The sequence below is a fragment of the Streptomyces sp. NBC_01255 genome (assembly GCF_036226445.1).
In the GTDB taxonomy this organism is placed as follows: domain Bacteria; phylum Actinomycetota; class Actinomycetes; order Streptomycetales; family Streptomycetaceae; genus Streptomyces.
The window spans coordinates 642,680-656,169 of sequence record NZ_CP108474.1 but is presented as its reverse complement, the minus strand read 5'-3'; the positions used below and the strand labels follow the sequence as shown (position 1 = coordinate 656,169).

General features: G+C 72.2%; 12 protein-coding genes and 1 tRNA gene. 4 read left to right on the top strand and 9 right to left on the bottom strand.

Features of this window, described 5'->3' with window-relative positions:
* Positions 1-19 precede the first annotated feature (19 nt).
* Positions 20-691: a DUF2278 family protein gene (locus OG357_RS02720; protein ID WP_329619557.1), complete on the bottom strand. Its 672-nt coding sequence runs from the start codon at positions 689-691 to the stop codon at positions 20-22.
* Positions 692-866: 175 nt separating this feature from the next.
* On the opposite strand from OG357_RS02720, the gene OG357_RS02715 reads away from it, so the two are divergent.
* Positions 867-954, top strand: a tRNA-Leu gene (locus OG357_RS02715).
* 61 nt (positions 955-1,015) lie between these two features.
* Here OG357_RS02715 and OG357_RS02710 read toward each other — a convergent pair.
* The 8 genes from OG357_RS02710 to OG357_RS02675 form a co-directional block, all read right to left on the bottom strand.
* Positions 1,016-2,260: a cytochrome P450 family protein gene (locus tag OG357_RS02710; protein WP_329619556.1), complete on the bottom strand. Its 1,245-nt coding sequence runs from the start codon at positions 2,258-2,260 to the stop codon at positions 1,016-1,018.
* Complete coding sequence (locus OG357_RS02705; protein WP_329619555.1) at positions 2,257-3,486, bottom strand: cytochrome P450; 1,230 nt, start codon at positions 3,484-3,486, stop codon at positions 2,257-2,259. The genes OG357_RS02710 and OG357_RS02705 overlap by 4 nt, the downstream gene beginning before the upstream one ends.
* A complete protein-coding gene (locus tag OG357_RS02700) occupies positions 3,483-4,106 on the bottom strand; it encodes a GTP-binding protein (RefSeq protein ID WP_329619554.1) in 624 nt (207 codons plus the stop codon). The genes OG357_RS02705 and OG357_RS02700 overlap by 4 nt, the downstream gene beginning before the upstream one ends.
* Complete coding sequence (locus tag OG357_RS02695; protein ID WP_317601688.1) at positions 4,087-4,440, bottom strand: DUF742 domain-containing protein; 354 nt, start codon at positions 4,438-4,440, stop codon at positions 4,087-4,089. The genes OG357_RS02700 and OG357_RS02695 overlap by 20 nt, the downstream gene beginning before the upstream one ends.
* A complete protein-coding gene (locus tag OG357_RS02690; protein ID WP_055639735.1) occupies positions 4,437-4,838 on the bottom strand; it encodes a roadblock/LC7 domain-containing protein in 402 nt (133 codons plus the stop codon). The genes OG357_RS02695 and OG357_RS02690 overlap by 4 nt, the downstream gene beginning before the upstream one ends.
* Complete coding sequence (locus OG357_RS02685; protein WP_329619553.1) at positions 4,835-6,430, bottom strand: sensor histidine kinase; 1,596 nt, start codon at positions 6,428-6,430, stop codon at positions 4,835-4,837. Before OG357_RS02685 ends, OG357_RS02690 begins: the two co-directional genes overlap by 4 nt.
* Before the next feature lie 192 nt (positions 6,431-6,622).
* The gene (locus OG357_RS02680; protein ID WP_329619552.1) at positions 6,623-7,477 is read right to left on the bottom strand and encodes an alkaline phosphatase family protein; all 855 of its coding nucleotides are present in this window, start codon (positions 7,475-7,477) and stop codon (positions 6,623-6,625) included.
* A 73-nt stretch (positions 7,478-7,550) separates the two neighbouring features.
* Complete coding sequence (locus OG357_RS02675) at positions 7,551-9,677, bottom strand: alpha-galactosidase (protein WP_329619551.1); 2,127 nt, start codon at positions 9,675-9,677, stop codon at positions 7,551-7,553.
* A gap of 199 nt (positions 9,678-9,876) precedes the next feature.
* Between OG357_RS02675 and OG357_RS02670 the strand changes: the two genes are divergently transcribed.
* The 3 genes from OG357_RS02670 to OG357_RS02660 all read left to right on the top strand — a co-directional run bounded on the left by OG357_RS02670 (position 9,877) and on the right by OG357_RS02660 (position 13,485).
* Positions 9,877-11,043, top strand: a complete 1,167-nt coding sequence (locus OG357_RS02670; protein WP_329619550.1) for an ROK family transcriptional regulator — start codon at positions 9,877-9,879, stop codon at positions 11,041-11,043.
* A gap of 142 nt (positions 11,044-11,185) precedes the next feature.
* On the top strand, positions 11,186-12,469 hold the full coding sequence (locus tag OG357_RS02665; protein WP_329619549.1) for an ABC transporter substrate-binding protein: 1,284 nt from the start codon (positions 11,186-11,188) through the stop codon (positions 12,467-12,469).
* A complete protein-coding gene (locus OG357_RS02660; protein WP_329619548.1) occupies positions 12,466-13,485 on the top strand; it encodes a carbohydrate ABC transporter permease in 1,020 nt (339 codons plus the stop codon). The genes OG357_RS02665 and OG357_RS02660 overlap by 4 nt, the downstream gene beginning before the upstream one ends.
* Positions 13,486-13,490 lie beyond the last annotated feature (5 nt).

Below are 13,490 nucleotides of genomic sequence, written 5' to 3'. Positions count from 1 at the left end.
CGTTCGGGCCGATAGGGGGTCACCCGACGGGATGGCCCCCGCTGTCCGTCTGCCCTGCCTGGCTGGAGAACTTGTTCAGGAAGACGTCGTACCGCCCGTCGTCGCGCCGGGCGACCGTCGCGCCGTCCTGCCAGATGCCGTTCTCCTCCCACCACTGGGAGCCCGCCGGATCGCCCTGGTTCTGGTGGATGTTGTGCATGCCGAGGTCGCCTTCGAGATCGTCGGTGAACGGCTCGCCGAAGACGAGGACCCGCTGCCCCGGCACCAGCACCGTCTCCAGCGCGTCGGCGGCGTCGACGTTCGACCCGGCGTGCCACGGCCGCGAGCCCAGCAGGTCCAGGAGCTCCTGGAGCCAGGACGGCGGGCGGCGCTGGAAGAGGACACCGGTACGGTCCACCAGCTCCGGATGGCGCAGATAGTCCAGGGCGCCGGAGCCGGGGGTGGCGGCGAGGTCGTGGTAGCCGGGGGCGAGCGCCGCGGCCGGGCCGAGCGCGGCGGCGTCGACGGTGAAGGTCTTCCACTGCACCCCCACGTTGGACTTGTGGCTGTCGACGTCGACGGCGCAGTGGTAGCGCCCGTCCGGGGCGTCCACCTCCAGATTGATGTGGAACCAGCGGCCCTGGTTGTCGGGCTCGTCGCGGTAGTGCCGGTAGAGGGTTCCCGCGAGCACGCCGTAGTGAGCGAAAGGCATGCCGCCAGTGAAGCACCCTCCGTCACATCCCGCAGCGTCGCCGTGACGTGGAGTAATCGGATGTGTGTCCGGCCGCACGTCGCTGACCACGGGAAACGCAGGTGAAGAGCACCCCGAGGTGCTGGTAGATTGATCTCTGTCGCCGCGGAGGTCACTCCGCGTCACGACACACCTGGTCCAAGTGGCGGAATGGCAGACGCGCTAGCTTGAGGTGCTAGTGCCCTTTATCGGGCGTGGGGGTTCAAGTCCCCCCTTGGACACCAGATCATCCCCTCCCATCGGGCCGGCCGCGGCCGGCCCGACAGGGGGAAGCCCCGGGCCGGGTCAGGCCAGGAACACCGGCAGGTCGAACAGGTCGTTCTGCGTCACGACTGGCTTGTTCCGCAGCTCCTCGCGCGGCACCGCGAGCCGCAGCTCCGGGAAGCGCGCGTACAGCGCGGGCAGCGCCACCAGGGCCTCCAGCCGGGACAGCGCCGCTCCCGGGCACACGTGCGGACCGTGGCCGAAGGAGATGTGCCGGTTGGGCGTGCGGGTCACGTCGAACGAGCCCGCCGTCGTACCGTGCTGCTCCTCGTCCCGGCCGATCGCGCCGAACGACACGATCAGCGCGTCACCCTTGGGCAGGACCCGGTCGCCGACCTCGATGTCCTCGCTCGCGAACCGGATCAGTACGTGCGAGGTGGGCGTCGCCCAGCGCAGCGTCTCCTCGATGACGTTCTCCCACGGCACCTCGCCCTTCAGCACCAGGGCGCGCTGCTCGGGGTGGGTCTCCAGGGCGACGACCGCGTTCACGATCAGGCTGATCGTCGTCTCGTGACCGGCAGCCACCATCAGCTGGAGGGTGTTGGTGATCTCCTCCGTGCTGAGCCGGTCGCCGCCCTCCGACGCCTCGATCAGCGCGCTGGTGAGGTCGTCGCCGGGCTCCTCGGTCCGCGCCGCCACGATCCCCGAGAAGAGGGCACCGAGGTCCGCCATCATCTGCGGCACCTCCTCGGGCAGGGTCTGCGTCGAGAAGAACTTGTCGAAGAGGGCCTTCATCCGGGGGTGGTCGGCCTGGTCGACACCCATCAGCCCGCTGACCACGTTCATCGGCAGCGGGTACGCGAACTCCGCCTTCAGGTCCACGACCTCGCCGGCCGGCTGCTCCGCGAGCCGGTCGAGGCTCTCGTTCGTGAGGTCCTCGATGCGAGAGCGCAGCCGCTCCACCCGGCGCGCCGTCAGCGCCTGCGCGACGAGCGTGCGCAGTCGGCGGTGCTCCTCGCCGTCCACGGTGAGCATGGACTTGCCGGGGTTGGCCAGACCGATCAGGGGCCAGTCCATGGGTATCTCGCCGCGCTGCCAGGCGCCCCACACGTCGATGTCCTTGACCAGGCGGGCGTCGGTGAGCAGCTTCCGGGCCTCGGCGTGGCGGGTGACGGACCAGCAGGGCACGCCGCCGGGCAGGACGACGCGGGCCAGCGGGCCCGCCTCGCGCAGGCGGGCGCTCTCGGCGTCGAGATCGGCGACGAAGGGGTCGAGGACGATCACGTCGGCGTCGGGCGCGGCGGTGTGGTCGTACGGGCAGCTCATGCGAAGGCTCCAAGGGCGGGGGTCGGGGTGTACGTCACGGGCAGCGCGGTGAGGCCCCGCAGCCAGGGGGACGGGCGGCGGGTGAGGCCGTCCTCCGCCACCGCGAGGTCCACGTCCGGCAGCCGGTCGAGGAGGACCTCGATGCCCGTCCGGGCGATGGTCTCGGCGACTTCCTGGGCGGGGAAGGGGCAGCGGTGTTCGCCGTGCCCGAAGGAGAGGTGGGCGTTGTTGCCGCCGGTGAGGGCGCCGGAGTCGGCCCGCACGTGCGGGTCGGAGTTGGCGGCGGCCAGGCCGAGGAGGACCAGGTCTCCGCGGCCGATGCGGCGCCCGCCCAGGTGGGTGTCGCGGGACGCCCACCGGCCGGCGACGTTCTGGGTGGGGGTGTCCTCCCAGAGGACCTCGTTCATCGCCTCGCCGACGCTGTGGCGGCCGCCGGAGAGGGAGGCCGCGAACCGGTCGTCGGTGAGCATGAGGCGCAGCGAGTTCCCGATCCAGTCGGCGGTGGGCTGGTGACCGGCGGCCATCATCACCATGAGGTCCTGGGCGACCTCCTCGACGGTGAAGCCGGCGGTGTTGGCGATCATGCGCGAGGCGACGTCGTCGCCGGGCGTCTCGGCCTTGGCGGCGAGTAGCGCGAACATGGACTCGGCGAGGTGGCGCTGGCCCTCCAGGGCGCCCTCCTGGCCGTTGATCATGTCGTTCATGGCGGTCACCAGGGCCGGGCCCTGCTCGTCGGCGAAGCCGTAGATGCTGGCGAGGACGCGGACCGGCAGCAGCATCGCGTACTCGGCGATGATGTCGCAGGCGCCCTTGCCGCAGAGCCCGTCGATGAGTTCGTCGGCGAAGCGCTCGGCCCGTTCCTTCAGGGCGAACGGGTCGACGGACTCCAGCGCGTCGGAGATGACGCCGGCGCGCTCGCGGTGCCGCTCGCCCACGGTGTAGAGGATGGACGGCTGCTTGCGGCCGATCATGGGCAGCAGAGGCCAGTCCGCCGGGATGGCGTCCCACTGGTTCCACAGCTCGGAGTCGCGCGAGAAGAGGACGGGGTCACTGGTGACCTGGTGCAGCTCGCGGTAGCCGAGGACCAGCCAGGCGGGCACGTCGCCGTCGAGCACGACCGGGGCGACGGCGCCGTGCTCGCGCCGGATCCGCCGGTACAGCTCGACGGGGTCGGTCTGGAACCGTGGGCCGCTCAGGGGGACGGCTGGGCACGCGGGGTGGGTCACGGGGCGGGCTCCGGGATCGGCTGCGGGTCCGAGGGGACGAGGGTCTTCAGGTGCTCGACGAGCGCGATCAGGACCTGCTTGCCGGACTCGCGCGACCGGGCGTCGCAGAAGACCAGCGGGACCTCGTCGGCGAGGTCGAGGGCCTCACGGATCTGGGCGGGGGTGTGGGCAGGACCGCCGAAGTCGTTGCAGGCCACGACGAACGGGGTGCCGTGGTGTTCGAGCCGGTCGACGGCGTACCAGGAGTCGGAGAGCCGTCGGGTGTCGACGAGGACGACGGCCCCGAGCGTGCCGGTGAAGAGCCGGTCCCACAGGAACCAGAACCTCTCCTGGCCGGGTGCGCCGAACAGGTACAGGACGTTGCGCGCGTCGAGGGAGATCCGGCCGAAGTCGAACGCCACGGTGGTGGCCTTCTTCGCGGCGACGCCGACGGTGTCGTCGATGTGCTCGCCGGCCTGCGTCATCGTCTCCTCGGTGTTCAGCGGACGGATCTCGCTGACCGAGCGGACCAGGGTGGTCTTGCCGACTCCGAAGCCGCCGACGATGACGATCTTCAGTCCGTTGTCGGCGGTGCTGTGCAGGGTCTGACGTGGTCGCGGTTCAGAGGCTACGGAGTCCAACGAGCACCTGCTCCAGGATGTCGTGATCGGGAAGGCGGTACGAGGGCCGGGGATGGCGGGCGCTGATCCGGCCGGTGTCGTGCAGGTCGGCCAGGAGGATCCGCGTGATCGACACGGGCAGGCCGAGCCCGGCCGCCACCTCGACCACCGCCGTGGGGAACCGGCACATGCGCAGGATCGCGGCGTGCTCCGACTGCATGCCGGGGACCGGGTCGCTCTCGGCGACCACCAGCGTCACCACGTCGAAGGCGTCGGACCCGGCGCGGGTACGCCCGCCCGTGACGGTGTAGAGGCGGTCGGGCGAGTCGTCCCGGCCCGGCCTGACCCGCCTCATCCCCGGGGCCTGGCGACGAGGTGCTCGCCCAGCTGCTCGACCAGTTCCGTCATGTTGTGGCCCACGAGTCCGGCGTCGGCGTCCTCGTCGGCGACAAGGGCGAGGTGGGCGCCGTCGCCCGCCTCCACGATGAAGAGGATGCCGCCGTAGAACTCGGCCATCGCGGAGCGGACCCCGCCCGTGCCGTCGCCGAACTCGACGGAGGCACCGTGCGACAGGCTCTGGATGCCCGCCGAGATCGCGGCGAGCTGGTCGGCCTGGTCGACGGAGAGCTCGGAGGTACGGCAGAGCTTGAGGCCGTCGCGGGAGAGCACCAGGGCGTGACGGGTGCCCGGGGTGCGTTCCAGCAGGCCCTCCAGGAGCCAGCTGAGCTTCTCGTCGGTGGTGGTGCCGGTCATCGCGGATTGCCTTCCGAATACGGGGAGTTCGCGGACGCCGACGTGTGCGGTGCGGCCGCCGGGTCCTGGGGGTCGGACGGTACGGGTGTGCCGGCCGGCTGCTCGTCGGCGGCCCGGCCTCCCGCGCCGCGCACGGCCCGGTGGAAGCTGCCGAAGCGCGGCGGGGCCCCGGCGGGGGCGGTGCCGGAGCGCGGTGCTTCCCGGCGGGTCTCCGCGGGGGTCTCCTCGCTCTTGAGCTGGGCGGCCAGGGTCTGTCCGCGACGACGGCGCGGCAGGACGACTCCGTCCGGCTCGTCCGCGCCGCTCGCGTCCGCGTCGCCCTCGGGGTCGTGGGCGGGGCGGGGGGTGGCCGGGGCGGCGGGGGGCGTCCGGTCGGGGGTCGGGGCGGGGGGCGGGGCGGTCACCCCGCGGCCCGCCACCGGGAGCTGCGGCTCGCCGGACGAACCGGCCGGCTCCTCGGGCGCGCGGCTGATCAGTTCCTGCGGCACCATCAGGAGGACGCCGGTGCCCCCGCGTGCCGAGGGGCGGAAGGACACGGTCAGGCCGTGCTTGCGCGCAAGCCGGCCGACCACGTGCAGGCCGAGCCGGGTTCCGGAGAGGCCGGCCAGGTCCTGGGCCGTCGCTCCGACGGCCGCCTCCGCGCGCCTCAGCTGCACGTCGCTCATCGCCAGGCCGCTGTCCTCGACGGTGATGACGAGGCCGGCCGGCACCTCCTCCACGTACACGTGCACTTCCGCGTTGGGCGGGGAGAAGTTCGCGGCGTTGTCGAGGAGTTCGGCCAGGGCGTGCATGATGCCCTCGGCGGCGTGACCGGTCACCGCCGCCTCGCTGCCGGAGTGCAGCCGCACCCGCTGGTAACCGCCGATCCGGCCCATGGCGCCGCGCAGGATCGACTCCATGACGATCGGGCGCGTCCACCGCCGGCCCGACCGGGCCCCGGTCAGCACGGCGATGGAGTCCGCGAGCCGGCCGGCCTGGGCGGTGCGGTGGTCGAGGTGGAGGAGGTCGGTGAGGACGTCCTCGTCGGCGTGCCGGTGCTCCATGTCCCGCAGATCGGCCATCATGCTCGTGGCCAGTGCCTGCATCCGTCCGGCCGCGTTGGCAGCGGCGGCCATGGCCGCGGACCGGGCGGACTCCGCGCGGCGCAGTCGGCCCTCGAGGCGGTCGACGTCGGCCGCCCGCGCCGCGACGAGCCGATCCGTCTCGGCCTGGTGCGACCGTACGAGCTCCTCGGTACGTGCCGTGTCACGGGCGGCGGAGGCGGCGGCCTCCGCCTCGTACCGCTCCGTGAGGGCCGCCGCGTCGCGCTCGGCGGTGTCCTTGAACCGGCCGACGTAGGCCTCGCGGGAGGCGAGTTCGGCGGCGAGGACCTCCGCCCGCCGGCCGAGCGCCCGCGAGGTGCGCGCGTACCAGGTGGTGGCGAAGGCCGCGGCGGACAGCAACAGGACTCCGCACACGGCGAACCAGCCGAGCGCGGGGCGGACCTCGGCCGGCGCCGCGGTCGTCGCCGCAGCGGCGAGCGCACCCCCCGCGGCGAGCGTCAGCAGCGAGGCGATCAGGGCAGGGCGGAACGGGGTGGACGACGCCGACATCAACCAGACTCTCGAGAGCAGGCACACGGGGAAGAGGTTGAACGACGGAACTATAGAACCGTTCTTGATCAGTTCGGAACTCTTGCGATCGGATTGGCCGTCACGTATCCCCCGAGTCGGAGCACTTCGGTCAGCGTGACGATGCTGTGCTCGCCGTGGTGCCGTTCCGCACCGCGCGGCAGGGCGGCAGGGTCACGTGGTGAAGGGGGTGCCGTCCAAGGTCCAGTGGAGGTCGGGCGTGATGCCGAGGGCCGTGTAGACGTGGGCGGCGACGTCGGCGTGGTGGAGGCCCGACGGCACCACGCCGGCGGTCAGTCCGGGACCGCACGCGGCGATCCAGGCCGTGCGCTCCAGCCGGCTGCGACCGCCGTGGCCGCCTTCGTCGCGGTGGCCGTGGTCCGTGACCACGATGACCGTCCACTGCTCCGCCGCGCGGCCGGGACGATCGCGTACGGCGGAGAGGATCCGTCCGAGGCGGCGGTCCGCGGCCTCGATCGCCAGCCGGTACTCCTTGTCGCAGCCGAGGAAGTGGGCGGTCTCGTCGACGGCGCCGAGATAGACGAAGCCGGCGTGGAGCTCCTCGTCCAGGCCGAGGAGGTGTTCCGCCTCGGCGGTCACCCGCTCGTCCACCTCCTCCCACGCCTCGGGGGTGTCCTCGCGGGGAGCCACGTAACCGAGCCGGGTGGGCGCGACGAACAGCGGTCCGCCCTGCTGGGCGAGGAAGAGCGGTGCCCAGCCTCCGACGGCGAAGGTCCGCCGTCCGCACTCGGCGGCGAGGCGGGTCGTGAAGTCGGGGAAGACGTCGAGCCGGTTGCCGTCGAAGCGGTTGGCCCACACGCCGTGCTTGGCGACGCCGACGCCGGTGACGATGGTGGTCCAGCACGGGCCGGACATCGTGGGTGTCGCGGCGTCCACCTCGACGGGCGCCAGGAAGCCCGCACGGGCGATGCCGTCGAGGTGCGGGGTGTCGAGTTCGGGGAGCAGGTCGAGGCGTACGCCGTCGATGCCGATCACCAGGACACGGGCGGTGTCCGTGGCAGCGTTCATGAGTGGTCCTGAGAGTCGTGGGTGGGAGGGGGAGGGGGGACGGGGAGGGCGGCTCCGGACGGGCGAGTGACGCTCAGGGGCCGACGCGGCGGAGCCGGATCAGACTGCTGGCGTAGTCGCCGTCGGGAAGGCGCGGGTCGATGCCCTGGCGCACCAGGACGGCCCCGCTGTGCACGCGGTTCAGGTCCGGGTCGAGGTAGCGCGCCCCGGGATCGAGGGCCGGCAGCCGCACCGGGTCGGGGCGGTGCCCGAAGCGGGCGGTGGGGCGCCAGACGAGGAGCGCGTGCTCGCTGTCGTCCGGAGCCGCGTAGTGGACGGCGGTGACGGGTCCGCCCGCGGCGACCCGGTACTGGTGTCCCCGCTGGACGAGCGGGCGGATCTCCTTGTACCGGGCGACGAGCCCGGCGGTCTCCGCGAGCTCCTCCTCGGACCAGGACGTCAGATCCCCGCCGAGCCCCAGAGCCCCGGCCATGGAGACATGGAAGCGGAAACGCAGCGGAGTGCGCCGGCCGGTGGTCGGGTTGGGGCTGTCGGTGACCCACGCGGCCATGGCCGCCGCGGGGAAGAGCTGACCGAAACCGTGCTGGATGCCGATCCGGTCGACCGGATCGGTGTTGTCCGACGTCCAGGCCTGGTCGGTGCGGGCGAGCATGCCGAGGTCGACGCGCCCGCCGCCGCCGGCGCACGCCTCGATCCGCAGACCGGGGTGGGTGGCGCGCAGCCGGTCCATGATCCGGTGGACGGCCCGCGTGTGGTCGATCCACAGGCGGTCGGGGTCGGGGTGGCCGCCCCAGCCGGTCTCGGTGAAGGCCCGGTTGGCGTCCCACTTGAGCCAGTCGACGTCGTAGGCGCGCACGAGATGGTCCAGGGTCCGCTGCGCCCACTCCTCGACCTCGGGCCGGGCGAAGTTCAGGACCAGCTGGTTGCGCAGTTCCGTCGCGTCGAGCCGGGGCGAGTGGAGGACCCAGTCCGGATGGGCCCGGTACAACTCGCTGTCGCGGTTGACCATTTCCGGCTCCACCCACAGCCCGAAGTCCATGCCCAGGCGGTGCACCTCGTCGGCGAGCGGGCGCAGCCCGCCCGGGAAGGCCTCCCGGCGGGGGGTCCAGTCGCCGAGCCCGGAACGGTCGTCACGGCGGGTGCCGAACCAGCCGTCGTCCAGGACGAAGAGCTCGGCACCGACACGGGCCGCCAGGCGCGCGAGCCGCAGCTGCCCGGCCTCGTCGACGTCGAACCCGGTCGCCTCCCAGGAGTTGTAGAGCACCGGCCGCTCCCGCTCGGGCTCCGGCAGCACGTGCCCGCGTACGTACGCGTGCCAGGCGCGGCTCGCCGCGCCGAAGCCGTCGGACGAGTAGAGGCCCGTGTACGTCGGGGTACGAAGGCTCTGCCCCGCCCGCAGGGTCCAGCTGATCCCCTCGTGACCGAAGCCGCCGGTCCAGGTGGTGCGGCCGACCGGATCACGGTGCACCGTGACGCGCCAACTCCCGCTCCAGGCCAGCGCGGTGCTCCACACCTCGCCCAGCTCCTCGGTCGTGGTGCCGTCGTCGACGGCCAGCCACGGGCTCGCGTGGTGACCCGTCAGCCCCCGACGGCTCGTCAACACGGTCTCGGCCACCGGCAGTCGGTCGCTCCGGAGCTGGAACTCGCTGTTCCAGCCGCCGACCAGATGGCTCAGCCGGTAGTCGGCCAGCGGGGGAGCGGTCCAGGAGGCAGAGTCCAGCCGGTCGACGGTGACCGGATCCGGCGGACCGTCCGGCGCCCCGGTGTGGGTCAACTCCGTCCAGCGCTCGACGACATCGGTGTCGGGCCGGACGCGGTAGCAGAGCTCGGCCCGCAGGGGGCGGTGCCGGTCGTCGAGCCGCAGCCGGAGCTCGCCGCCCTCGACGGAGTGACCGGCGAAGCGCCACTGGGTGCCCCGGGTCCCGTCGGCGAAGCGGACTTGAAGGCCCGCGGGTCCGAAGCGCGCCCCGGTCTGCGGCGCGAGTTCGTCGGGCGCGGCGTCGGCCTCGAAGCTGCTGGCGGCGGGGGAGACCGCGTCGGGGAGTTCGGCGAGGGCGGCGGTGTCGAGTGGCGCGCCCCAGTACAGGTGCCGGGGGCTGCCGTCGGCGCCGACGCGCAGTGCGTACAGGCTGTTCGGCGTGCGCAGGAGCGCGACGCCGCGATCGGCATCGAAGGTGATGGGTGGGAGCGTGGCGAGCACGGATGGTCCCCTGACGTGCGGAGGAGTAAAAGGCCGGAATCCAGGGCGAGATGGCGGGACAGCGACACCGACGTCGAGCGTCCTGGGCAGAGTGAGGAGGCGGGCTGAGCGTAGGGCGGGCCCGACTTTGAAATCAATACTGGAAGAAGTTATTTATTTGCTCTACGTTGCTCCCGTGTTTCGACATCACTCACAGCCCTTGGTCACCGCACCCGCCGAGACGGCGGTGCTCGCCCTGCTGCTCGCCGAGGGTCCGCTCAGCAGAGTGGAGCTGGCGCGGCGGACGGGACTCTCCTCGACCGCCGTCACCAAGGCGGCCAGGCCTCTCATCGACGACGGCTACCTGTACGAACTGCCGCCGGAGCGCACCGCACCCGGTGCGGGGAGGCCGGTCAACCCGCTGGCGGTCGCGCCGGACCGGGAGTACTTCATCGGGCTGAAGATCACCCTCGGCACCCTCTTCGGCGCCGTGTGCGATCTGCGGGCCGGCATCCGGGCCACGGCCGTCCGGCCCCTGGGGGAGTGCACCCCCGAGGCCGTCGCCCGCCTCGTCGCCGAGCTCGTCGACGAACTACTTGACACCGAACCCGCGTTCCGGGACCGTACGCGTCACCTCGGCGTCGCGGTCAACGGCGACGTGGACCGCGACAGCGGCCTGCTCCGCCACTCCGGACTCCTCGGCTGGCGGGACGTGCCGCTCGCGGAACTGCTCGCCGCCTCCACCGGTCTGTCGGTCACCGTCGAGAACGACGTCAGGGCACTGACCGTCGCGGAGCACTGGTTCGGCGAAGGCATCGGCACCGGCTATTTCGCGCTGGTCACCATCGGCGCGGGCATCGGCTCCGCCCTCGTCGTCAACGGGCGCCTGCTCAGGGGCGCCTACGGCGTCGCGGGAGAGGTCGGACACCTCTGCGTGGACCCGACCGGTCCGCGCTGCTGGTGCGGGGCGCACGGCTGCGTCGAGGCGATCGCCTCGACCGACGCGATCCTCGCATCGGTCCGCCACGACACCGGGATCGGGAACCTCACGTTCGGCGAGGTCGTCGACATGGCCCGCGAGGGACACCCCGCCGCCCGCGGGGCCTTCGCCCGGGCCGGAACCGCGATCGGGGTCGGCATCGCCGCACTCGTCAACCTCGTCGGCCCGGAGCGGGTCGTCGTCAGCGGCGAAGGCGTCGACGCCTACGACCTGCTCGGCCGTCACATCCAGGACGCGTACGCGGCACAGGCCTTCGGGGCGGCGTCCCGGTGCCCGCTGTCGCTGCGCCCGCTCCCCTGGGAGGAGTGGGCCCGCGGTGGCGCCGCCGTGGCCATTCAGGCGCTCTTCCCGCAGTACACGGCCACACCCACGGCCGGCGCCGGCTGACCGCTCCCGCAGCCGTCACGCAAGACACCCGGCCGTCACGTACGACTCCCTGGCCGTCGCCCTCCTCTGCCGGCAAGCACTGACGAAGGCGCCGACCAGGTAGCACATCCGCCCTGCACACACCCTCACAGAAGGACGGGACATGAGCGCACGCAGAACCGAGCTTAGCCGACGCGGATTCCTGACGGGATCGCTGCTCGTCGCCGCCGGAAGCGTCCTGACGACCGCCTGCAGCACCGACCCCACCGGCGGCTCCGCCTCCGGAGCGAAGACCACCCTCAACGTCTGGTACCACGCCTACGGCGAGGCCGGCGCCCAGCAGGCGGTCCTCCGCTACGCCACCGCCTTCACCAAGGCCCATCCGGACATCGCCGTCAAGGTGACGTGGGTGCCCGGCGACTACGCGGGCAAGCTCAACGCGACCCTGCTGACCGAATCCGCCCCCGACGTGTTCGAGATCGGCGACTTCAGCGAGAGCCTCGCCCGCCGGGGCCAGATCGCCGCCCTCGACGACGTGTACGGCAGCGCCAGAAGCGACTTCAACAAGAACGCCGTCGACGCGGTCGGCGTCGACGGCAAGCTCTACGGCGTCAAGATGATCGACGACGTCATGATGCTCTACTACCGCAAGAGCGTCCTGTCCAAGGCCGGGATCACCCCGCCCACCACCTTCGACGGCCTCGTCGCCGCGGCGAAGGCCCTCACCACCAAGAAGAACAAGGGCCTGTTCGTCGGCAACGACGGCCTCGGCGACTCCGCGACCCTCGCCGTCTTCTCCAACGGCGGCGACCTCGTGGCCCCCGACGGCAAGGTGGCGTTCGGATCGGCGCAGGCCCTCGAAGCACTGACGGGCCTGAAGCGTCTGCACGACGACAAGTCGCTGCTGCTCGGCTTCACCACCGACTGGTGGGACCCCGCCGCCCTCACCCAGGGCGTCGTGCCGATGCAGTGGGGCGGCCTGTGGTCGATGCCGGCCGTCACGGCAGCGCTCGGCGACGACTTCGGCGTGGTGCCCTGGCCCGCCTTCAAGGCCGGCGGCGCCCCCGTCGTCCGGGTCGGCGGATGGACCAGCTGCGTCAACGCCAAGGGCAAGAACGTGGCAGCGGCCAAGAAGTTCGTCCAGTGGCTGTGGGTCGAACAGGCCGATCTTCAGAAGGACTTCGCGGAGAGCTACGGCTTCCACGTCCCGCCGCGCACGTCCGTGGCGGCCACCGCGAAGAAGCTCGCAGCCGGCCCCGCCAAGGAGACCGTGGCGCTCTCCCAGAAGTACGGGAAGCACTACCCGGGCACCTGGGACACCGCCGTGAGCAGCGCCTTCAACGGAGCCGCGGCGAAGATCGTCGGCGGGAAGGGCGACCCGGCCGCCCTCCTGGCCGAAGCGGTGAAGAAGGCCCAGAGCGAGATAGACAAGCAGCGCGGCCGATGAACCCGGCGACCGACCTCACGCTGAAGCCCGAACGTGCCGGGCGCCGCGCGGACTCCCCGCGCGGCGCCGGCCGGGCCGGCCGTCCCCGTACCGGCCGTCCCGGCACCGGCCGTCCCCGCGTCGGCCGGTCCGCCTGGATCGCGTTCGTGGTGCTGACCGCGCCGACGCTGATCGGGCTCGGCGTCTTCAAGTACGTCGCGATCGGCTGGAGCTTCCTGCTCAGCCTCAGCGACGCGCGCGGCACCATCGCCCTCGGCCAGTGGGTCGGACTCGAGAACTACCAAAGGCTCCTGTCCGACCAGGCGTTCCGCGACTCCCTGCTCCAGATCCTCGTCTTCACCGCCTTCATCGTGCCGGTCACCTTCGCCGCCTCCCTCGGGCTCGCCCTGCTCGTGCACCGGGTCCGCCGGGGCCGGGCGCTGCTGCGGACCACCTTCCTCGTCCCGGCGGCCGTCTCGTACGTCGCCGCGTCACTGCTGTGGAAGATGTCCCTGTTCAACGGCCTGCCGGCGGGCATCGCCAACACGATCGGCGGCTGGTTCGGAGCGGAACCCGTGGCCTGGCTGCAGTCCTCCTCGCCGCCGCTCTACTGGGTCGTGCTCGTCACCCTGCGCCTCTGGCTCCAGGTCGGCTTCTACATGGTGCTCTTCCTCGCCGGGCTCCAGGCCATCCCCCGGGAGGTCAACGAGGCCGCCGCGCTCGACGGCGCCACCGGCCGGCGGCTCCTGACCAGGATCACCCTGCCGATGCTGCGGAACACCTCCGTCGCCGTCCTGATGCTCCTGTTCATCGCCGCCTTCCAGGCCTTCGACGAGTTCTACAACCTCTTCAACAGCGGTCTCTCCGGAACCGGCACCGCCCCCGTACAGACCCCGCTGGTCCACCTCTACAACACCGCCATGGGCAGCCAGAACTACGGCCTCGGCTCCGCCGGCGCCTTCGTGCTCACCGCCGTCATCGTCGGAGTGACCCTGATCCAGGGTCGGTTCACCGGCTTCGGCAGGAGCGGAGAGTGAGACAC

Excerpts from the sequence above, each read along its gene's own strand:
- OG357_RS02720 (WP_329619557.1), bottom strand. The coding sequence starts at position 691 with ATGCCTTTCGCTCACTACGGCGTGCTCGCGGGAACCCTCTACCGGCAC.
- OG357_RS02660 (WP_329619548.1), top strand. The coding sequence starts at position 12,466 with ATGAACCCGGCGACCGACCTCACGCTGAAGCCCGAACGTGCCGGGCGC.
- OG357_RS02685 (WP_329619553.1), bottom strand. The coding sequence starts at position 6,430 with ATGTCGGCGTCGTCCACCCCGTTCCGCCCTGCCCTGATCGCCTCGCTG.
- OG357_RS02695 (WP_317601688.1), bottom strand. The coding sequence starts at position 4,440 with ATGAGGCGGGTCAGGCCGGGCCGGGACGACTCGCCCGACCGCCTCTAC.
- OG357_RS02665 (WP_329619549.1), top strand. The coding sequence starts at position 11,186 with ATGAGCGCACGCAGAACCGAGCTTAGCCGACGCGGATTCCTGACGGGA.
- OG357_RS02710 (WP_329619556.1), bottom strand. The coding sequence starts at position 2,260 with ATGAGCTGCCCGTACGACCACACCGCCGCGCCCGACGCCGACGTGATC.
- OG357_RS02690 (WP_055639735.1), bottom strand. The coding sequence starts at position 4,838 with ATGACCGGCACCACCACCGACGAGAAGCTCAGCTGGCTCCTGGAGGGC.
- OG357_RS02680 (WP_329619552.1), bottom strand. The coding sequence starts at position 7,477 with ATGAACGCTGCCACGGACACCGCCCGTGTCCTGGTGATCGGCATCGAC.